This window comes from Bradyrhizobium sp. 604_D8_N2_3, from assembly GCF_051810765.1.
In the GTDB taxonomy this organism is placed as follows: Bacteria; Pseudomonadota; Alphaproteobacteria; order Rhizobiales; family Xanthobacteraceae; genus Bradyrhizobium; species Bradyrhizobium barranii.
Window position 1 is genome coordinate 5,811,886 of the sequence record NZ_JBPWPM010000001.1, and the last position, 18,955, is coordinate 5,830,840.

Here is an 18,955-nt window from a genome sequence, read left to right on the forward strand (position 1 = left end):
TATTGCGCGCGTCGGCATTTGGCCGCGCTGCCCGCAATTGTCGCTGGCTTTGATCAAAATGTGATGTTGATGGCCGACATCCCCGGGAGCCACCGGATTGCTTCCGCTGGCAACGCTCATAATTTGCCGGCCAAGTTTTAGCTTGAATTCTGCGGGGACAGACGGTGCGTCAGGGACTGTATAAGGTCGACTTCCACACGGTTCATGGAACCGGCTGCGGCGTCGTCTATGTGACGGATGGCAAGATGCGCGGCGGCAATTCCGCCTTCGCTTTCATCGGGACCTACGTCGGGGAGGGCGACAGCATCAAGGTCAAGATTTCGACCCAGCGCTACAACGACGATCCGTCCTTCAAGCCGCTGTTCGGGCACGACAGGATCACGCTGACGCTGGCCGGCCGTGAGGACGGCGACACGGCGGAATTCGAAGGCACCGCGCTGCAGGTGCCGGGCGTTGCGTTCAGGGCCGTGCTCAGCCGGATCAGCGACTAGCCGTCCGGCTTCCAGACCTCGGCTCTTGATCTTCAGGTATTGATGGTCAGGTCTTGATGTTCAGGTCTTGGGCAGCTTCGGAATGCTCTCGGCGAAGCCGTTGAAGCAGGCCAGCCGCTCGTCCTCTTCCTTGAAGAAGCGGCAATCGGCGTAACCCTTGGCCTTCGCCGGTTTCGGCTTCGGCTGCGGCGCGATCACGGCGTCGTAGCAGTTGAGGCGGTCCTTGGTGCCGTCATCGAGGTCGAGGCAGGCCTGGAGCCGTGCCGCGATCGACTGCGGCTTGCCCTTCGGCGCTGCGGCCGGCTTGGCCGCGGCCTCTTTGGTCCCTTTGGGCGTGACCTGCACCAGCGGCTTGTCCCCCACCATGGGTGGCTTGTCGGTTTGTGCAAACGCGGAGGCTGAATAGAGCACCGCGGCAACCGCCAGAATCATCCTCATGTCAGTCAACTCTCTTTGGTCCCCATGCCTCGCCTTCTAGCGCTCCCGCGCGTGGTTTGCCAAGCACCTTGCGCATAGGAAAACGCACCCTTCAGGCCGTGGTGGCAGCAGCCGGCCGGGGTCGGGTCAGAACCACGAGGATCAGCGCCAGGACGACGAAGCCGACCGCGACGAAACCAAGCGGATGCAGCAGTTCGCGGGCGAACAGCAGCCCGCCGATGGCGGAGCCGACAGCCTGGCCGACATAGAGGACGGAGGTGTTGAGCGCGACGGTCGCCGATGCGAGCGGCGGCGCAGCCGCGACCAGCCGCACTTGCTGCATCGAATTGGTTGAGGCAAAGCCGAGGCCCCAGATCGCGACCGCGAACGCCATGAACACCAGGCTCCCCGCACCGAGCGCCCAGCCGGTGATGCCCGCAAGCAGCAGGCAGGTGAACAGCAACGACGTCCGATAGGGCCCCCAGGTGTCGACGATGCGGGTCGCGATGACGACGCCGAGGAAGCCGCAAACACCGTAGATGCCGAACACCATGCCGATTGCATCCGGGCTCGCCTCGGTCAGCTTCTTGAGCAGCGGACCCATGAAGGTGAACACCACGAACTGCCCGGACATTTGCAGCATCGTGATCGCAAGCAGCAGCAGGATCGTCCGGCTGCGGCCGACCGCGCTCCAGGTCTTCAGGTCCACCGGCGTGCCCTTCAATCCCGCCGGCAGGCGCAGCAGCAATAGCAGGAAGCTGATGCAGCCGAGCGCGCCGATCCCGCCATAGGCCGCGCGCCAGCCATAGCGGCTGGCGATGAAAGTGATCAGCGGAAGACCGACGGCCGCAGCTAACGACCAGCCGAGAAAGATGTAGGCGATGGTGCTGCCGCGCCGCTTCACCGGCACGATCAGCGCCGCCGTGCCCGCAGCCTGCGGCGTGTAGAGCGCGCCGACCGCCAGCACCAGCAGGCGAATGATGAGCAGGCTCGTGTAGTCAGGGGCAAATGCCGAGGCGAGATTGCCAAGGGCGAGCACCGCAAGCGTGGTCGCAAGCAGCGTCCGCCGCTCGATGCGGCTGGTCAGCCACGCCGTCAGCGGCGAGCCGATGCACAGCGTAATCGCGCCGAAGGTGATCAGGAGCCCCGCAGCATGGATGGTGATGCCGAGCCCGGTTGACAATTCCGGCAGCATGCCCGCCGGCGCCAGCACCGAGCAGCCGGTGACGAGATTGCCGAACATCAGGGCGGTTGGCGTGAAACGGCCGGCCACGGGCGGATTTTCCATGCAAGTGCATGTAGAGCAGGCCTGCGACCAGTTAAAGGGCGCGGTGCGAAATAGTTGGAGCATCGCCCAAGCTTTTGCGCGCGACTTTCTTGGAAATGCCGGATTGCACAGGCCGAATCGCCTGATATATCGCTCGTTCCCGCTTACCTGCGCTCGTTCGCAGGAGTGAGCCTCAGGAGAAAAGCATGACCGACCAGCCCAAATCCGAATCCGGCTTTCAATACAGCCTCAGCAATCTGAGACCCGTGACCCCGCCCGAAAAGATCACCCTCACCTTCCCCGACGGCGCCCGGCGCGAATACGCCAAGAGCATCACCGGCCTCGAGATCGCCAAGGGCATTTCGCCGTCGCTGGCCAAGCGCACGGTCGCGATGGCGCTCGACGGCGAGGTCGCCGACCTCGACGATCCCATCGAAGCCGATGCCAAGATCGAGCTGATCAACCGCGACGATCCGCGCGCGCTCGAGTTGATCCGCCACGACTGCGCCCACGTGCTCGCCGAAGCCGTGCAGACGCTGTGGCCCGGCACGCAAGTCACCATCGGTCCCGTGATCGAGAACGGCTTCTACTACGACTTCTTCCGCAACGAGCCGTTCACGCCGGAAGATTTTGCCGCAATCGAGAAGAAGATGCGCGAGATCATCGCGCGCGACAAACCTTTCACCAAGGAAGTCTGGGACCGCGAGAAGACCAAGCAGGTGTTCCGCGACAAGGGCGAGGCGTTCAAGGTCGAGCTGGTCGACGCCATTCCCGGCAACGAGCCGATCAAGATCTACTACCAGGGCGACTGGTTCGATCTCTGCCGCGGCCCGCACATGACTTCGACCGGCAAGGTCGGCAACGCCTTCAAATTGATGAAGGTGGCCGGCGCCTATTGGCGCGGCGACAGCAACAATCCGATGCTGACGCGCATCTACGGCACGGCCTTCGCCAAGCAGGAGGACCTCGACGCTTATCTGAAGCAGATCGAGGAAGCCGAGAAGCGCGACCATCGCAAGCTCGGGCGCGAGCTCGACCTCTTCCACTTCCAGGAGGAAGGTCCGGGCGTCGTGTTCTGGCACGCCAAGGGCTGGACCATCTTCCAGCAGCTGATCGCCTATATGCGCCGGCGCCTCGCCGGCGACTACAGCGAGGTCAATGCGCCGCAGATCCTCGACAAGTCCTTGTGGGAGACCTCGGGCCATTGGGGCTGGTATCGCGAGAACATGTTCGCGGCGCAGTCCGCCGGCGACGAGGCCGAGGACAAGCGCTGGTTCGCGCTGAAGCCGATGAACTGCCCCGGCCACGTGCAGATCTTCAAGCACGGCCTGAAGAGCTACCGCGACCTGCCGCTGCGCCTCGCCGAGTTCGGCGTGGTGCATCGCTATGAGCCCTCCGGCGCCATGCATGGCCTGATGCGCGTGCGCGGCTTCACCCAGGACGACGCGCACGTCTTCTGCATGGAAGATCAGCTCGCCGACGAGTGCCTCAAGATCAACGATCTCATTCTGTCGACCTATGCCGATTTCGGTTTCACCGGCGATCTCACGGTGAAGCTCTCGACCCGGCCCGAGAAGCGCGTCGGCACCGATGCGATGTGGGATCACGCCGAGCGCGTGATGGCGACGGTGCTGCGCGAGATCCAGTCGCAGAACAATCACATCAAGACCGAGATCAATCCGGGCGAAGGCGCCTTCTACGGGCCGAAGTTCGAATATGTGCTGCGCGACGCCATCGGCCGCGACTGGCAGTGCGGCACCACGCAGGTCGACTTCAACCTGCCGGAGCGGTTCGGTGCGTTCTACATCGACCATGACAGCGGCAAGAAGGCGCCGGTGATGGTGCACCGCGCGATCTGCGGCTCGATGGAGCGCTTCATCGGCATCCTGATCGAGCACTATGCCGGCAATTTCCCGCTCTGGCTGTCCCCGGTGCAGGTGGTGGTCACCACCATCACCTCGGAGGCCGACGAGTATGCCAAGCAGGTGCTGGAACAGGTCCGGCGCGCGGGGCTTCGGGCCGAGATCGACCTGCGCAACGAGAAGATCAACTACAAGGTCCGCGAGCACTCGCTGGCCAAGATTCCGGCGCTGCTCGTGTGCGGGAAGAAGGAGGCCGAGACGCAGTCGGTCTCCGTCCGCCGGCTCGGCAGCGACGGCCAGAAGGTGATGACGACGGTGGAGGCGCTCGCCGCCCTCGTCGACGAGGCCACCCCACCGGACGTCCGGCGGGCGCGCGAGGCGGCCTGAGTCCTGAAATCGATCTAAATTCGCTTCCGGTTGCGGGCGTGCATGCTTATCTCGGCATGGCACGCCCGACGACCAGCCGAAGAGGACATCGCAGTGCCCGACGCCATCGAACTCCTGAAAACCCGTCGCTCGGTCAAGCCGCGCGAGATGACCGGGCCCGGCCCCTCCCCCGCCGAGCTCGAAACCATCCTCACCATCGGTGCGCGCGTGCCCGACCATGGCAAGCTCGCGCCCTGGCGCTTCATCATTTTCGAGGGTGACGCCCGCGAGCGGGCCGGCGAGGTCATCGCGACGGTCTTTGCCCGCAAGAATCCGGACGCACCGGCGGCGAACATCGAGACCGAGCGCAAACGCCTCACCGACGCGCCGCTGGTGATCGGTATCGTCAGCTTCACCAAGCCGCATCCGAAGGTGCCGGCGTTCGAGCAGGAATTGTCGGCCGGCGCCAGTGTCATGAACATTGTCACGGCCGCGACCGCGCTCGGCTACGGCGCCTGCTGGCTGACCGGCTGGTTCGCCTTCGATCGCGACGTGCTGGACGGCCTCGGCCTCAAGCCCGACGAAAAGCTCGCCGGCCTCGTCCATATCGGCACGCCGACCAAGCCCAGCGAAGACCGTCCGCGGCCGTTCCTTTCGGAAATCGTGACGCGTTTTTAATCGATGCCTTGTTGACGCCTCCGACGTCTTGCGGCTTTGATCCCGGCGAGGGAGGAAGCCCGGATGAAGCGTCGTGAATTTCTGGTCGGGGCCGCGCTGCTGGCCGGCACGATGGGGCGCAGCCGCTCCGCCGACATCCCTGCCCCGTCGGCCGACGGACTTGAGCGCATCACCGCGTATTTTGACAACGAGGTGACGCTTGGCCGCCTGCCGGGCGCGGTGGTCCTGGTCCAGCAGCACGGCAAGCCGGTGTATCTGAAGAACTTCGGCGTGCGCGACACCAGGACCGGCCTTGCGATGACGCCGGACACGATCTTCGCCATCCACTCCATGACCAAGCCGATCACGTGCCTGGGCGCGATGATGCTGATCGACGAGGGCAAGCTCGCGCTCGCCGACCCCGTGTCGAAATACGTCCCGCTCTTCGCCGACACCAAGGTGGGCTTGGAGCCGGAGGGCACCTCGAAGGTCGAACTCGAGCCGCCGATCCGTCCTGTCAACATCGAGGATCTGCTGCGGCAAACCTCGGGCATCAGCTACGACTATATCGGCGCTCCATGGGTGATGCAGGTTTACCAGGCCGCCGATATTTTCGAGGGGCCCTTCAACAACAGGCAATTCGCCGACCGCATCGCCAAGCTGCCGCTCACGCGCCAGCCCGGAACGCTGTGGCGCTACGGCCATTCCACCGACGTGCTCGGCGCCGTCATCGAGATCATCTCGGGCCAGACGCTGTATGAATTCCTCAAGCAGCGCATTCTCGATCCGCTCGGAATGAACAGCACCAAATTCGTGCTGAAAACGCCGGAGGAGCGCGCCCGGATGGCGCGGCCGCTGCCGAGCGACCCGGTCCTGCTCGCCGGCGAGCGCGACCGCCTCGACCATCCCGAATGGGAATCCGGCGGCGGCGGGCTGCTCTCGACCATCACCGACTATCAGCGCTTCTCGCAGATGCTGCTCAATGGCGGCGAGTTCGAGGGCAAGCGTTACCTCAGCCCCGCCGTGTTCAAGGCCATGACGACCGATCACGTCGGGCCCGGCTCCGGCGTGGGACGCGACTATTTCTATTTCCCGGGCGACGGCTTTGGCTATGGCTACGGCATCGGTGTGCGCACCGATCCCGGTAACGCGAAGCCGCCGCCGGCCGGATCGATCGGCGAATTGAAATGGGACTCAGGCAGCGGCACCTATTTCGGCGTCGATCCCAAGCTCGACATGGTCTACCTCCTGATGCAGCAGACCCAGAACGAGCGCAGCCGCATCACGCCCGCCTTCAAGGAACTGGTCTACGGCTGCTATCCCGAAGGGCTACGCCGCCCGTGAGGCGCGCTGGCCGAAATCGGCCAGCAGCTTTGCGATCTCGGCGGCGGGCCGCGCCGCGCTGAACAGAAACCCCTGCACCTCGTTGCAGCCTTCGGCGCGCAGCCAGTCGAGCTGATCCTCGGTCTCGACGCCTTCAGCCGTCGTGGTGATGTTGAGGCTGCGGCCGAGGCCGGAGATCGCGCGCACGATCGCGACGCAATCGGGCCGCTGCGCCAGATCCTTCACAAACGAACGGTCGATCTTGATCTTGTCGAACGGGAAGCTACGGAGATAGCTCAGGCTCGAATAGCCGGTGCCGAAATCATCCATGGAGATGCTGACGCCGAGCTCGCGCAATTGATGCAGGATCGCAAGATTGGCATCGGTCTCCGCCAGGAAGATCGACTCGGTGATCTCGAGCTCGAGTCGCTTCGGCGACAGGCCGGACTGCGCAAGCGCGGAAATCACGACCTGAACCAGGTTGCGGCTGCGGAATTGCGCCGGCGACAGATTGACCGCGACCTTGACGTCGACAGGCCATTTCACCGCCTCCGCGCAGGCCTCACGCAGCACCCACTCGCCGAGCTGGGTGATGAGGCCGATGTCTTCGGCGACCGGAATGAATTCCGCCGGCGAGATCATGCCCTTGTCGGGATGACGCCAGCGCAACAGCGATTCGAAGCCGGAGATGCGGTCGGACGCGATCGACACCAGCGGCTGGTAGTGCAGCTCGAATTCGCCATTGGCGAAGGCGCGGCGCAGATCGAGCTCCATGTCGCGGCGCTTCTGCGCCTGGAGGTCCATCTCGCGCTCGAAGAAATGGTGCACGCCGCCGCCATCGGACTTCGCCCGGTACAGCGCCATGTCGGCGTTGCGCATCAGCTCCTCCGACGTCGTGCCGTCGCCGGGCGACAGCGCGATGCCGATGCTGGCGCCGATCACCATCTCCTGGCCGTCGAGGTCGTAGGGCGCCTTCAGCATGTCGATCAGCAAGGTCGCGCAGGCGCTGGCTTCGTTCGGCGAGACATCGGCTGCCAGGATCACGGCGAACTCGTCGCCGCCAAGCCGGGCCGCGAGATTGCCGCCGCGGACCGCGGTGGTGAGGCGTTCGGCAACTTGCTTCAGCAGGCGATCCCCCACCGGATGCCCGAAGGAATCATTGATGTTCTTGAACAGGTCGAGATCGATATAGAGCACGCCGACCCGTTTTCCGCCGGCCTGGTCGAGCGCCTGCTTCAAGCACTGCTGGAAATGTTCGCGGTTCGGCAGATCGGTGAGCCCGTCATGGTGCGCCATGTGGGCGATCCGCGCCTCGGCCTTGCGCCGCTCCGTGATGTCGACCACCGCGACCAGATAGCCGTCGCGGTCGTCGAAGGCGACGCGGCGACCGAAAGTGAGCACCTCGATCTCGCTGCCGTCGGCGCACAAATGGCGCCAGTTGCGCGAGGAATGATAGGTGTCGCCGATGCGTTCGAGCGCCTCGGCGTGGCTGTCCCACTCGTCCTCGGGCCAGATCTCGTGCAGCTTCATCCGTAGGAAGGTGGCGCGGCTGTAGCCGTAGTGCTGGACCGCGGCATCGTTGACGCTGAGGAATTCCTTGGTCTGTGCCTCGAACACCCACATCGGCATCGGGTTGTTGTCGAACAGCAGGCGAAACGAGGCATCGCGCCGCTTCAACGCGGTGACGTCGGAGATCGTCAACGAGACCAGATCGGCGAAGGCGGTGGCACTGAGCCGAAGGTAACGTCCGTCCTCCTCGATCTCGAGCTGCTCGCCGCGGCCGCCGGAGACGACCTTGAGCAGGAAGTCCATGATTTCGGGCGCGGCCAATAGCGTATTCCCCTCGCCGATCCGCCGCCACAAGAGGCCCGCGCTCGCGGCTTTCAGCAGCGCTCCGGCGCTCTTGTTGTGGTGCACGATCTGGAGATCGAACGGCTTGCCTGCGGTATCGCGCAGCGTCGCCAGCGAAACCACGGCGTCATCGGTCGACGAGAAGATCGCGTCCAAGAGATTGTATTGCGCGCCGCGCTCGTTGATGTAGGCGCCAACCAGCGTGGCGCCCCAGCGCGAGGCGGTCGGCAACGCCAGCACATCGTAGGTCCGGACCATGCCGTCGCGCACGCAATGCGCGCTGCCCTGGTGCGGACGTCCGTTCTCGAGCGCGCTCGTCACAGCTTCCGACAGCGCCGTGGCGCAATCGGGCGAGAGCTCGGCGACCGGGATATCCCAGCGCTCCTCGCCGAGCCATTTCTGCACGTAACGCCCGCTGCGCGACAATTCGAGCGCGCCATCGTTCTTCAGCAGCGCGATGTGGTCGGCGAGCCGTCCGAGGCTCCCAAGCATCACGTCCTCATAGCGCGGCAGCCGTTCGCCCGGCTTCAACGCGGCACGCCATTTGCGTTGAAGCACCGGGATGTCGTCAAACATTTCGGCGGCCGGTTTTCCCGGCATCTTCTTCGCGGCAGTCATTGCAGTCCCCAACGCACTTTCCCTGGGGCATCCAATGCAGCCGCGCTTAATGCCGTGTAAAAAGGACGCAGCCGCGGGTTCCATTCGGCGATTATGACAGTTTTAAGTCAGGTGTTGGTTAGTGCGCGTTAGAGACTATGACAGTTGCCTAAAATGCGATGCGTGCGCGTGAGTGAAGTTATGGCGCACAGCTGCTTCATCCTCGTCATTGCGAGCGCAGCGAAGCAATCCAGACTGCCGCCGCGGAAAGATTCTGGATTGCTTCGCTGCGCTCGCAATGACGGAGTGCGCAGGAGCCGCGCCCGCCTCTCTCGAGTCCCGGACGCGACGCAGCGCGTAGCGGTGCGGCGCAGAGCCGGGACCCAGCAGATGACACAACACACTGACGCATGGGCCCCGGCTCTGCAGCGCATCACTTCGTGCTGCGCAGCGTCCGGGGCACGAGAGCGTCGTTGAGTGACTGACATGGGCTCGCATCCTCGCGGCGCATTTCGCCCGAGCTTTGCCTGATCGCCTCACCCTCGAATGAAAGAGGGCGCAGGGAAGACCGGGAGCCCGCTGGCACCCGAGGTCCACTGTGCGGAGTTGTAGTGAGAAGTCTGCACAGCGGCATACAGGTGTAGCCAGGACATCCCGGCCTTCCCTGCGCAGGGGAAAAACGTCAGTCCTATGGAGCGTAATGGAGCGCTATGGAGAGATCATAAGCCATTGATCGTCCGCAATTATTCCGCTTATGTCGGCGCAAGCCTTTCGCAGGCTTTCGCCGACAGCATCGCGACACATCGCGAGAGAGAGGGACACGATCAATGCCACGCAAGGTCAGCTTCAGCGCACTGGAAAGCCGCAGCGCACGGCTGCGATTGAAAGTCCGTCGCGCACCCTATCCGGGGCCGACGCTCGCGCGCGGCATCGCGCTGATGTACCGCCGCAACAAGACCAACGGAACGTGGGTTCTCAAGGCCAGCGACGGCCACGGCGCATATTGGACCAAGGGCTTCGCGCTCGCCGACGATTTCGAGGATGCCGACTCCAAGAACGTGCTGACCTTCCACGAGGCACAGGACGCGGCGAAGAAGCTGGCGCGCGGTGACGGCAGCACCGACTCCGCACCGATCACCGTGGATGGTGCGCTGAAGGGCTTCCGGGCCGACCTGATCGCACGCAATGCCAACCCCTACAATGCCGAGCATCCCAGATTGCATCTCTCCAGCGTGCTGCTGGCGAAGCCTGTGACGCTGCTGACGTCGAAAGAGCTGAAGGCATGGCGCGACAGCTTGATCGGCACCATGGCCGCGTCAACGATCAACCGGCTCTGCCGCTGCATCTGCGCGGCGCTGGCGCTGGCAGCGCAGCATGACAAGCGCATCAAGAACGGTGCCGAATGGGGAATCGGGCTGGCTGCATTGCCGGACGCCACCGAGGTGCGCAACGTCATCATCTCCGACGACAAGGTGCGCGCGTTCGTCGCGACCGCTTACGGGCTCGACGAGAAGTTTGGCCTGCTGATGGACACCCTAGCCGTGACCGGCGCACGGCCGAGCCAAGCGGTGCGGCTGCGGGTCGAGGATCTCCACGACCATCCGACGAAGCCGAAGCTGATGATGCCGAAAAGCTCAAAGGGCGGCGGCAAAAACCGCAGTCAGAAGAGAGTCGAGCGTTATAGCGTGCCGATCACCGGGCAGCTCGCAGCCATGCTGACCCAGGCGGCGCAGGGCCGCGCCGACGACGCATTGCTGCTGATGCAGAGCGATGGCAGGCCCTGGGACAAGAATCCGGGTCAGAACTATCATCGGCAAGTGGACAAGGTCGTCAGGGCCATCGGACTAGATCCCATGGAAGTGACCGCGTACTGCCTGAGACATTCGAGCATCGTCCGGCAACTCTTGCAGAACGTGCCGATCAGGCTGGTGGCGAGCCTGCACAACACGTCGGTCAAGATGATCGAAAAGCACTACAGCCGGCACATCACCGAGCACGACTTCGAGGACATCTCGCGCAAGGCGTTGTTGCAGCACCAACCGGTGACCGGCGACAACATCGTCGCGCTGGCCAGCTGATCAGCGACGCAAATCACTTCCCCCCGACCAAGCTGGTGAATGCAAGTTACCGACGAGTTCTGTTGCGTAACTCATTAAGTGAAGCAACGCCGCGTGACGCGACCTCAAAATATTTTCTTTGAACTTGCTTCGTCAAGAAAAGCTAGACCGGCTCTGACCGGTCCTGACCGAAGCTGGCCGATTTGACAGTAGCGAACTTCCGCACGTTACATCACTTGTGGTGTAACTGCGTCGAGGGAGTGTACCAAGATGCCTCGGAAGAAAACCGGCAACAGCAATTCCGACAGCGACCGGCAGCCGCCGCCGCGCCTGGCGCTAACGATTCCAGAATTCTGCGAAGCGCACGGATTCTCGCAAGCGATGTATTTCAAAATGAAACGAGAGAGCCCGGAGTCGACGCCGCGAGAGATGCGATGCGGTGCGCGGATTCTGATATCTCTCGAAAGCGCCGCCGAGTGGCGTGCCGCTCGCGAGGCTGCGCCTGCATCCGACAAGGTTCCGACTCGTCGCGCCGAAGGAGTCCCGGCCTAGTAAATCGGCCGCGCAGCGGGTACTGCGCGACCGACGGCAAGCTTCAATCATAGGGTCACCGAACACGGCCCTAATACCACGCCCGCCGTTTGGTTCCTAGTGCCCGCCGCGCGACCTCACCCGAACCGAGGTCCGCGCCCATGTTATCAGATCAATCATTCTACCGGCTGTTGCGCCTCGCGCAGATGCGCGCGCGCCAGCCTCACTTAAGAATCACCGGCTTTTGTCTGTGCTCGATAAGCGCCAATCCCGGCGCTTGTAGTCGGCGCCGACCGCGTCATCGTGCGCGACGATCGCATCGCCGTCGCGCGCGCCTCACGCGCGGCAAATCGTCAGATCCCGGCGACGGTAGTAATCCCGACATCGTCAGCTTGCGGAGGGCGCAGCCATGATGCGCCCGCTGAAGCAACGTGCCTGGACGAAACGCGACCAGGAAGAATGGCTGGCCCGCATGCCGGTCGTTCTGTGCGAGCCGATCAAGCACGTCGATGGCGGTCACTGGCTGTGGCGGCACTGGTGCCCGTGGTGCAAGTGCCACCATCACCACTCGCCCGCACCGGGGCATCGGGACCCGCATTGCACCGACGCAAACTCGCCGTTCCACCAATCCGGTTACGTCCTGCGGATCGATCCGCAATTCGCGGAACGTGATGGGCTGTGCCAACTGGAACGCAGCGAAGCCGCATGGCGCGCCGAAGCGGTTGCCGCACGCAAAGCGGCGTGGCTCGCGACGCCTGAAGGTCAAGCCGCGCTGAATGAGAGCAACGTCCGTGTCGCGGAGGATCCGACATGACTACCGCCGTGGAGGCCGCACGGGCTTATATCGCGCGCGGCTGGAATCCCGTGCCGATACCGTTCAAGTCGAAGAAGCCGAACGGTGATGGTTGGCAGGAGCGCGTGATTGGTGAAGCCGACGTACAGAAGTATTTCAAAGGCAAGGAGCAGAACGTCGGCGTCGTTCTCGGTCCGTCATCAAATGATTTAACCGATCTCGACCTCGATTGCAGCGAGGCCATCGCGCTGGCATCGCACGCGCTCCCAAGGACCAGCGCCATGTTCGGCCGGGCATCGGCACCGGCATCGCACTGGCTCTACCAGACCAAGCTTGCATCGACATCGAGCGAGCAGAAGGCAGTATTCGTTTTCAACGATCCGATGCGGCCGAAAGACGATGCGAGACTGCTGGAGGTTCGCGTCGGCGGCTTCAAGGGTGCGCAGACCGTATTTCCCGGCTCGGTTCATATGTGGACGGCCCCCGACTTGCAAGGATTGGCTCGGGCAGCATGCTCGGATCGCTTGCGCTCATATGTCCGGCCTATTATCGGGTCTTGCGACCACTGGCCAAGATGGGCTTCGCGGACAGTGAGCTCCAAACACGAGAGCGGCATTTGCTGCCGGTAAACCGAGCGGAGTGTCTCACATGACCGGCTCGCGCCGAACGTACCACCTCTTCCTTTCCTGCAAGTTCCGGCCCCAGCGTCAGATCTGCCCGTCTGACGCCAAGCTCTTTTTGTCGTTCAAGTCTATGTCGGCGTTGGCATCGGTACGGCGCTCGCAGGCCGGTACCGTTCGCCGCTGACCATCAGTTTCCAAGCAATCCGCGCCAGCTTGTTTGCTAACGCTATCGCCACCAGCTTTGGCGGCTTGCGAGCGATCATGTCTTTCAGCCAGGACCAAGGGCGACTCCCGCGTCGTCGCATATCCGCGATCACTGCCGTCGCGCCAGCTACCAAAACGGTTCGCAACATGCCGTCGCCGGCGCGGGTGATGACCCCGAGCCGATTCTTGCCGGCCGTCGAGTGATTCTTTGGCGTCAGGCCAAGCCACGCGGCAAAGTTTCTTGCCGACTTGAATCCGCGCGCATCCACGACCTTGATTGACAGCAGCGTCGCGCCGATCGGACCAATTCCTGGAATGGTCGCAAGTCTTCGGCTCATCTCGCTGCTCCGATGGAGTTGCATGAGCTTCTTGTCGAGCGTAACGATTTGATCATCGACGCGCGCCATTTCTGCAGCCAACGCCTCTATCAACTCCATCGCCAAGTCCGGGACTGTCGCATCAGCCCTAATATCGATCAGCAATTGCGGAAGCCTTGAAAGCCCCTTGGGCGCGGTAAAGCCGAACTCTGCGGCGTAGCCGCGGATCGAATTGGCGAGCTGGGTGCGCCTGCCAATGAACTGGTTGCGTACACGAGTCAGCATCTGTGCGCCCTGCTGCTCGGGACTTTTGATTGGCACGAAGTTCTTCTGCAATTTCGGTCGACTCGCGGCTTCGCAAATCGCCTCGGCGTCCGCCGCATCGGATTTCCCACGTTGCACGTACGGTTTGACATATTGCGGCGGGATCATCGCCACCTCATGCCCCAGCGAACGCAGCTCCCTCGCCCAATAGTGCGACGCTCCGCAAGCCTCCATCGCGACAAGCGTAGGCGGCAGACGGCCGAAGAACGCCAGAACCTGGCCGCGTCTCAACTTGCGTCGCAAGACCGGCTGCTCCATCCCGTCAACGCCATGCAACTGAAATACGCTCTTTGACGTGTCCAAACCGATACGAACAATCGTTTCCACGGGCGGCTCCTTCGTTTGAGGTCATCGACGACCCCATCCTGCCACGCAGACCGGCGGAAGGGGGCCGTCCACCCCAACATGAGAGCGGTGAGGAGATTCGCTGGGATGAGGACGGAGACCCGGCTATTGTCGACGGCGACGATCTGCTGACGCGCGCCAGGCGACTGGCCTCGCTTTGCCTGCTTACCCGGTACTGGCCCGGCAATGGTGCGCGCCACGATGCAGCACTGAGTCTTGGCGGATTTCTTGCCCGCTGCGGGCTGAAGCCGGCGCAGATCAAATACATGGTCGAGGCCATCGCGCGCAACGCTGGCGACAACGAGCCCAAGGACCGGCGTGATACTGCGCAGGATGCGGCGCAGGAATTCCAGGCCGGACGGCCTGCGCGTGGATTTCCACTACTGAGAGAAACATTTGGCGAAAAGATCGCAGAGCAGATTGCCGACTGGCTGGATTATCGCGGTTCACGGAAGATCAACGGCGCCGGCGGCAGCACCGGCAATGAGCGGGGCAGCAACAGTGACAACCGACTCCGCCTCTATGCGGAGGTCGCCGAAGAGCTATTGCGCACCATGAGTGCGCGTGATGAAGACGTGCAGATGGTCACCGACGGAGCCGGCAACGAGCACTTCTGGAAGTATCGTGGGGGGCTGTGGTCGTTGTTGCCGAAGCCTGCCCCGTGGCTTGAAAACAAAATCGAACTGACGCTGCGCGAGATGAAATTGCGTTCGGCGTCCTCCGCCAAGTTCATTTTGGAGGCGAGAAAATATATCGAGCGCAGCCCGAACGTCAGGACGGATGATCGCATCGTCTGGGACGATCACGGCAAGATCCCGACGCGCAGCGGGCTGATTGATCCCGTGACGTTGACGGTCGAGCCGTTCACGAAAGAGCATTATGCGACGTGGGCACTCGATGTCGATTACGATCCGGCAGCAACGTGCCCGCTCTGGCTGGAACTGCTCAACGATTACTTTCCCGATCAGTCCGCAGAGGAGCGCGGAAAACGCGTGACGCTGTTGCAGGAGTACACGGGCACGATGCTGCTGGACCGACTACCCAAAGCCCTCAAACGTGGGCTGGTGGTGCTGGGTGCGAGCGATACCGGCAAGAGCGTGCTACTTCGGATTCTGTCCGGTCTACTGACAGACAATCCGATCTCGACGCCGCTGTCGGAAGTGGTAGGCCCGCACGGCTTGCAGGAATTCATGCGCCGCGCGCCATGGGTGCTGGATGAGGCCTTCGACATCGGCGTTTGGCATCTCTCAAGCAAGGTCAAAGCGATCATTGCCAGAGAGCCGCTCGGCATCAATCCGAAGAACGCCCCGATGATCACGATGCGGATCAACGCGCCCTGCCTCTTTGGAACCAACCATCCACCGACGTTCAAGGAAAACACCAGCGCGATGACCAATCGCCTGCTAATCGTGACGCTACGAAGAGTGTTTGAGAAGGGCAACTATATCGGCGTCGCCGCCAAGGCCCTCGCCATCAATCCGGCGTGGGAGCCATTCGATCTGATTCTCGACCAGGAACGGCCCGGCTTACTGAATTGGGCACTGGCAGGGTTACAGCGCGTGCTCAAGCGCGGCAATTTTATTGACACCGACGAAGGGCTGGCCGCTCTCACCGAGATGAAGCTGGAGGCCAACCCCGTCGCCGGTTTTGTCCGGAGCTGCATCGACTTCGACAAGACCTCGATGATGACGACGGTCGATTTCTATGCTGCCTTCACCGGCTGGCGCGAGGAGAACCATGGCGATGGCAAGGCGAGCTTCAGCCCGTCATTCGTCGGCAAGAATCTGAGGGCGTTGTCGCATCCACAGATCGCCCAGGACAAGGACGTGTTCAAAAACGAATGGGGCACTCGGTACTACGTCGGCATCAAGCTGAACAACGAAGGCCGCGCCCATTTCAACACCGCCCGCATTATCCAGAACGTCAAGCCACAGACCGCCCTGCAACGCATGTCCGAGACCGCATCGGAAACCAATCGTGCGACCAAGGAGGAATGGCTCAACCATCCGGAGGTTGTAAAGATGCCAAAAGGCCCTGCAGGCGATGATCCGCACAAGACGAAAAAGTCGGCGCCAAAATTCTAGAACGTGACAGGATGGAGCTGACACCATCGTGCTGTCCTGACACCTTCCTGTCATTGTGAAATCGACAAGGTGACAGGCATGTTTTTGTAGAAGCAACAGCAGCTTGTTAGGTCGCCTGTCACCCTGTCATATCTTGTTTAGAGATATTAGTATAACCCCCTAAGAAGGCCCTATAGAGCGGCTCCTACATGCCTATATCAAGATTCACAGCCGCACTTACACGTAAGGTGACAGGTGACAGCCGGAACTAACAGCGGTCACAACCGAAAAGTGAGCGTGGGCAAATTTGGCGGCGGCGGAGTCGGCTATCCGACACGGCGAAACGGGGATATGATCGAGATTGGTCTAGTGACTCTAGAAACTACGCTGGCACACCATGTTGACCGCAGGCGACGAGCTAAGACGCAAGCGAATGGCCAATCTCCGGCCGCGGCCTCGCGTTAAAGGCCAGGCAAATCGGATCACACGCGATCTGCGTCAGGCCATCATTGCCGCTGCGGAAGCCCACGGCAGCGATGGCGCCGGATCGAATGGTTTAACGGGTTATCTTTTTTACCTCGCCGACAGTCACCCCAAGGCGTTTGCCGCGCTGTTGGGAAAGATGATCCCGTTGCAACTGTCTGGATCACCCATTCAAAGTGTCGTCGGACAAGTGACTGTCATTAGCATTCCAGCGGGTCATTCCCTTAGCAATGACGTTACGCGGGCTGATAGCTGAGAGATAGCAACGCCGCTCTCGCTCTGTGTTCTCCAAAGTGTCGCGAAGCGCGCTTTCACGACAGCCGAATCCTCCGCTTTAAGACCGTCCGCCCTGCTGGGTACCGGGGGGCGGTACTTCGCATCCGCTCTACTCGCAACGAAGGGTGCGCCCATGGCCTCGAAGTTTTTGCTGAATCTCATGTTGCAGTACAGCGCGCGTATCATTGCCATCGTGCGCTGTGTTCGCTTGATCTCGCCGCAGCCGTGATAATATTCGCGCGGTCAAGGTGGTTCGCACAGCACGGGACTTTGCTCAACCACGGCATCCGGCTTCTCACTACCGTAGGGCGGAGGACAATGATGGCCACGCGCAAAGAAGGTCCGCAACGCGGTTCGTTCGTTGTTGCGGACGGCGGCCCTGCCGAGATCCATGACAAGCGCGACCGCATCCGGAAAGGCCAATTCATGACGGTCGACGCCGTCGTCGATCGGCCTGCAAAGCTCGAACAGCAATTTCCCATGATGGCCGACCAGATCAGAGCCGCCGGACCGCTCGGCGGACCTGCCTTCGAACGCGAGAGCGCCGCGATTCTGGAGCTGGCGCGGCGGCTGCAGGCGGTCCGCGAGCAGCTCCAGGCGACACGGAAACGGAAATAGCAATGCGTGGGTTCGAGCTGAAGCAACGCCTTGTAGAGCTGGCCAAGCGGCACAACGTTGCGCCGATCGAGCGGCCGGCGATGGCTCTGCTCTCGCCCGTCACCGTTCCGCAGATCGTCGAAGGCATCGCTGCGACGCCGGATGTCGATAGCGACCGGATGAGCTTCGCGCGCGGCTCGCTGAGCTGGCCCGCTGATCTCAGCCAGTTGCCGCTCCTGGTGCGACACGATTCGAACCGCATTGCGGGCAGCTTGCGGCAAATGACCTATGACGCAGCCGGCCGGATTCACGTCGTGGCCGAAGTCACTGATGCCGATGCCCGCCGCATGGCCGGATTGTCTGTTACCGCGGTCGTGATCGAGAGCGAGCTTCGTGATGAAGACAGTCTCGCGTTTCATGCCGTCATCCGCAAAGCCATCATCACAGAGATCAGCCTGACCCCGCAGCCTGCGAACGCCGCCGCCATTGTCACCAGCCGTCGCGCCGTCACGCCGCTCGATCTCACGCACGATGCCGCCGTCGCGGCCATCACCCGGCTGCGCAAGCATCTTGACGCTTACACTGCCGGCGCGCTCCAGGTCGCGCCGGCACCCGCGCCGCGTCCGTCGATCGGCATCGCGCCGGCCTACATTCACGGCAGGTTGCCGGCAGCGGTCCTCAAGCCCCGCCGCAGCGAGTTCTCGCGCCTTGTTGCAAGTCTGCCGACCGGAGACGGACCATGAGCCCCGCCGAGATCCGCCGCATTCAAGCCCGCGCCGCGCTCTATCTTAGCGACGAAGTCGCAGCTGTCGCCGGTATGTCCCTCGACCAATTCAAGCAATTCTCGCTCGGGCGCCAGTTCGCCGTGACCGATCAACAGCTCATAGCGTTGGCACGCCGCATGGGCCTCAAGCTCCAGGGAGCACAGCAATGAACATGTTCAGCCGTAAGCCCGTCGCCGAGCCCGAGGTTACCGGCACGCAGGCCCTGCGCGACCACCTCAAGCGCCGCACCAGCGGTCCGAACGGCACATCATTTGCGAAGATTGCCAGCGAGGTCAACGATGCGCTCAACGACATAGCCAGCCGCACCGCCGCGCGCGACATCGCCCGACGCATGGCGCCTCCAGATGCAAGCGAGGACGCGGTCCGCGCGCTCGCGGCCTCGCTGAATCTCACCACCGTCGCCGGCACTGCCGTCACAGGGCAACAGCTGGCGAACTTTGTCGCCGGCCGGAATCTCGACCCTGCGGTCAAGGACCAGCTCACGCGCTTTCTTCATGCCGGGCATGCCGTATTCAACGCCGAGACTGACCGGCTGGAGTCGGCCTATCGGCATCAGCCGCACGCCATGACCGGCGTCCCGCCGCAATACGTGAATCCAAATCCGGACATCGCTAAGGCCCAAGCTGCTTGCAAGGCGGTGATGGCTGCCGCGCGCGGCCCGATCCCGCTCCGCAAGCCAGTTCGATGACTGCCATTGGTGACCAGTCGCAATTTCAGCGATTAGAA

The 18,955-nt window shown here is 62.7% G+C and carries 17 protein-coding genes; 13 read left to right on the forward strand and 4 right to left on the reverse strand.

What is annotated here, in order from left to right:
* Window positions 1-164 precede the first annotated feature (164 nt).
* Window positions 165-491 (forward strand): GrlR family regulatory protein, encoded by a 327-nt coding sequence (locus tag AB7245_RS27875; protein WP_063982511.1) that lies wholly within the window; start codon window positions 165-167, stop codon window positions 489-491.
* Window positions 492-551: 60 nt separating this feature from the next.
* Here AB7245_RS27875 and AB7245_RS27880 read toward each other — a convergent pair whose 3' ends face one another.
* Together AB7245_RS27880 and AB7245_RS27885 are read right to left on the reverse strand one after the other, a co-directional pair.
* Complete coding sequence (locus AB7245_RS27880; RefSeq protein ID WP_028150242.1) at window positions 552-929, reverse strand: hypothetical protein; 378 nt, start codon at window positions 927-929, stop codon at window positions 552-554.
* 91 nt (window positions 930-1,020) lie between these two features.
* On the reverse strand, window positions 1,021-2,196 hold the full coding sequence (locus AB7245_RS27885) for an MFS transporter (RefSeq protein ID WP_085405342.1): 1,176 nt from the start codon (window positions 2,194-2,196) through the stop codon (window positions 1,021-1,023).
* 185 nt (window positions 2,197-2,381) lie between these two features.
* Here AB7245_RS27885 and thrS point away from each other — a divergent pair, with 185 nt between their 5' ends.
* The 3 genes from thrS to AB7245_RS27900 all read left to right on the forward strand — a co-directional run bounded on the left by thrS (window position 2,382) and on the right by AB7245_RS27900 (window position 6,404).
* Window positions 2,382-4,424 (forward strand): threonine--tRNA ligase, encoded by a 2,043-nt coding sequence (gene thrS / locus AB7245_RS27890; protein WP_085405341.1) that lies wholly within the window; start codon window positions 2,382-2,384, stop codon window positions 4,422-4,424.
* 93 nt (window positions 4,425-4,517) lie between these two features.
* Window positions 4,518-5,081, forward strand: coding sequence for a nitroreductase family protein (locus AB7245_RS27895; RefSeq protein WP_028154760.1), 564 nt, complete (start codon window positions 4,518-4,520; stop codon window positions 5,079-5,081).
* A gap of 63 nt (window positions 5,082-5,144) precedes the next feature.
* Window positions 5,145-6,404 carry a serine hydrolase domain-containing protein gene (locus tag AB7245_RS27900; RefSeq protein WP_085405340.1) on the forward strand — a complete coding sequence of 420 codons (1,260 nt, stop codon included), beginning with the start codon at window positions 5,145-5,147 and terminating at the stop codon, window positions 6,402-6,404.
* Here the strand turns inward: AB7245_RS27900 and AB7245_RS27905 are convergent.
* Window positions 6,390-8,852 (reverse strand): putative bifunctional diguanylate cyclase/phosphodiesterase, encoded by a 2,463-nt coding sequence (locus tag AB7245_RS27905; RefSeq protein WP_085405339.1) that lies wholly within the window; start codon window positions 8,850-8,852, stop codon window positions 6,390-6,392. The genes AB7245_RS27900 and AB7245_RS27905 overlap by 15 nt on opposite strands.
* A gap of 806 nt (window positions 8,853-9,658) precedes the next feature.
* Here AB7245_RS27905 and AB7245_RS27910 point away from each other — a divergent pair.
* From AB7245_RS27910 to AB7245_RS27920, 3 genes are all read left to right on the forward strand, one after another.
* Complete coding sequence (locus AB7245_RS27910) at window positions 9,659-10,909, forward strand: site-specific integrase (protein WP_439035109.1); 1,251 nt, start codon at window positions 9,659-9,661, stop codon at window positions 10,907-10,909.
* 919 nt (window positions 10,910-11,828) lie between these two features.
* Window positions 11,829-12,233 (forward strand): hypothetical protein, encoded by a 405-nt coding sequence (locus AB7245_RS27915; protein WP_439035110.1) that lies wholly within the window; start codon window positions 11,829-11,831, stop codon window positions 12,231-12,233.
* Complete coding sequence (locus AB7245_RS27920; protein WP_439035111.1) at window positions 12,230-12,841, forward strand: bifunctional DNA primase/polymerase; 612 nt, start codon at window positions 12,230-12,232, stop codon at window positions 12,839-12,841. The genes AB7245_RS27915 and AB7245_RS27920 overlap by 4 nt, the downstream gene beginning before the upstream one ends.
* Window positions 12,842-12,963: 122 nt before the next feature.
* On the opposite strand, the gene AB7245_RS27925 is transcribed toward AB7245_RS27920, so the two are convergent.
* Window positions 12,964-14,007, reverse strand: coding sequence for an IS110 family transposase (locus AB7245_RS27925; RefSeq protein WP_007594558.1), 1,044 nt, complete (start codon window positions 14,005-14,007; stop codon window positions 12,964-12,966).
* Between AB7245_RS27925 and AB7245_RS27930 the strand changes: the two genes are divergently transcribed.
* The 6 genes from AB7245_RS27930 to AB7245_RS27955 all read left to right on the forward strand — a co-directional run bounded on the left by AB7245_RS27930 (window position 13,971) and on the right by AB7245_RS27955 (window position 18,917).
* Complete coding sequence (locus tag AB7245_RS27930) at window positions 13,971-16,109, forward strand: DNA primase family protein (protein ID WP_439035112.1); 2,139 nt, start codon at window positions 13,971-13,973, stop codon at window positions 16,107-16,109. The two genes, AB7245_RS27925 and AB7245_RS27930, sit on opposite strands and share 37 nt — an antisense overlap.
* A 412-nt stretch (window positions 16,110-16,521) precedes the next feature.
* Window positions 16,522-16,827 (forward strand): hypothetical protein, encoded by a 306-nt coding sequence (locus AB7245_RS27935; RefSeq protein ID WP_439035113.1) that lies wholly within the window; start codon window positions 16,522-16,524, stop codon window positions 16,825-16,827.
* 341 nt (window positions 16,828-17,168) lie between these two features.
* Window positions 17,169-17,465, forward strand: a complete 297-nt coding sequence (locus AB7245_RS27940; protein ID WP_439035114.1) for a hypothetical protein — start codon at window positions 17,169-17,171, stop codon at window positions 17,463-17,465.
* Between the two features lie 2 nt (window positions 17,466-17,467).
* Window positions 17,468-18,187, forward strand: coding sequence for a hypothetical protein (locus tag AB7245_RS27945; RefSeq protein WP_439035115.1), 720 nt, complete (start codon window positions 17,468-17,470; stop codon window positions 18,185-18,187).
* Complete coding sequence (locus AB7245_RS27950; RefSeq protein ID WP_439035116.1) at window positions 18,184-18,378, forward strand: hypothetical protein; 195 nt, start codon at window positions 18,184-18,186, stop codon at window positions 18,376-18,378. Before AB7245_RS27945 ends, AB7245_RS27950 begins: the two co-directional genes overlap by 4 nt.
* Window positions 18,375-18,917 carry a hypothetical protein gene (locus AB7245_RS27955; protein WP_439035117.1) on the forward strand — a complete coding sequence of 181 codons (543 nt, stop codon included), beginning with the start codon at window positions 18,375-18,377 and terminating at the stop codon, window positions 18,915-18,917. Before AB7245_RS27950 ends, AB7245_RS27955 begins: the two co-directional genes overlap by 4 nt.
* The last annotated feature ends 38 nt before the right edge of the window (window positions 18,918-18,955 follow it).

Bases quoted from the DNA above. Each gene is read 5' to 3' on its own strand.
- AB7245_RS27905 (WP_085405339.1), bottom strand. From the start codon at position 8,852: ATGACTGCCGCGAAGAAGATGCCGGGAAAACCGGCCGCCGAAATGTTT.
- AB7245_RS27915 (WP_439035110.1), top strand. From the start codon at position 11,829: ATGATGCGCCCGCTGAAGCAACGTGCCTGGACGAAACGCGACCAGGAA.
- AB7245_RS27945 (WP_439035115.1), top strand. From the start codon at position 17,468: ATGCGTGGGTTCGAGCTGAAGCAACGCCTTGTAGAGCTGGCCAAGCGG.
- AB7245_RS27955 (WP_439035117.1), top strand. From the start codon at position 18,375: ATGAACATGTTCAGCCGTAAGCCCGTCGCCGAGCCCGAGGTTACCGGC.
- AB7245_RS27900 (WP_085405340.1), top strand. From the start codon at position 5,145: ATGAAGCGTCGTGAATTTCTGGTCGGGGCCGCGCTGCTGGCCGGCACG.
- AB7245_RS27920 (WP_439035111.1), top strand. From the start codon at position 12,230: ATGACTACCGCCGTGGAGGCCGCACGGGCTTATATCGCGCGCGGCTGG.
- AB7245_RS27885 (WP_085405342.1), bottom strand. From the start codon at position 2,196: ATGGAAAATCCGCCCGTGGCCGGCCGTTTCACGCCAACCGCCCTGATG.
- thrS (WP_085405341.1), top strand. From the start codon at position 2,382: ATGACCGACCAGCCCAAATCCGAATCCGGCTTTCAATACAGCCTCAGC.
- AB7245_RS27910 (WP_439035109.1), top strand. From the start codon at position 9,659: ATGCCACGCAAGGTCAGCTTCAGCGCACTGGAAAGCCGCAGCGCACGG.
- AB7245_RS27940 (WP_439035114.1), top strand. From the start codon at position 17,169: ATGGCCACGCGCAAAGAAGGTCCGCAACGCGGTTCGTTCGTTGTTGCG.
- AB7245_RS27935 (WP_439035113.1), top strand. From the start codon at position 16,522: ATGGCCAATCTCCGGCCGCGGCCTCGCGTTAAAGGCCAGGCAAATCGG.
- AB7245_RS27880 (WP_028150242.1), bottom strand. From the start codon at position 929: ATGAGGATGATTCTGGCGGTTGCCGCGGTGCTCTATTCAGCCTCCGCG.
- AB7245_RS27950 (WP_439035116.1), top strand. From the start codon at position 18,184: ATGAGCCCCGCCGAGATCCGCCGCATTCAAGCCCGCGCCGCGCTCTAT.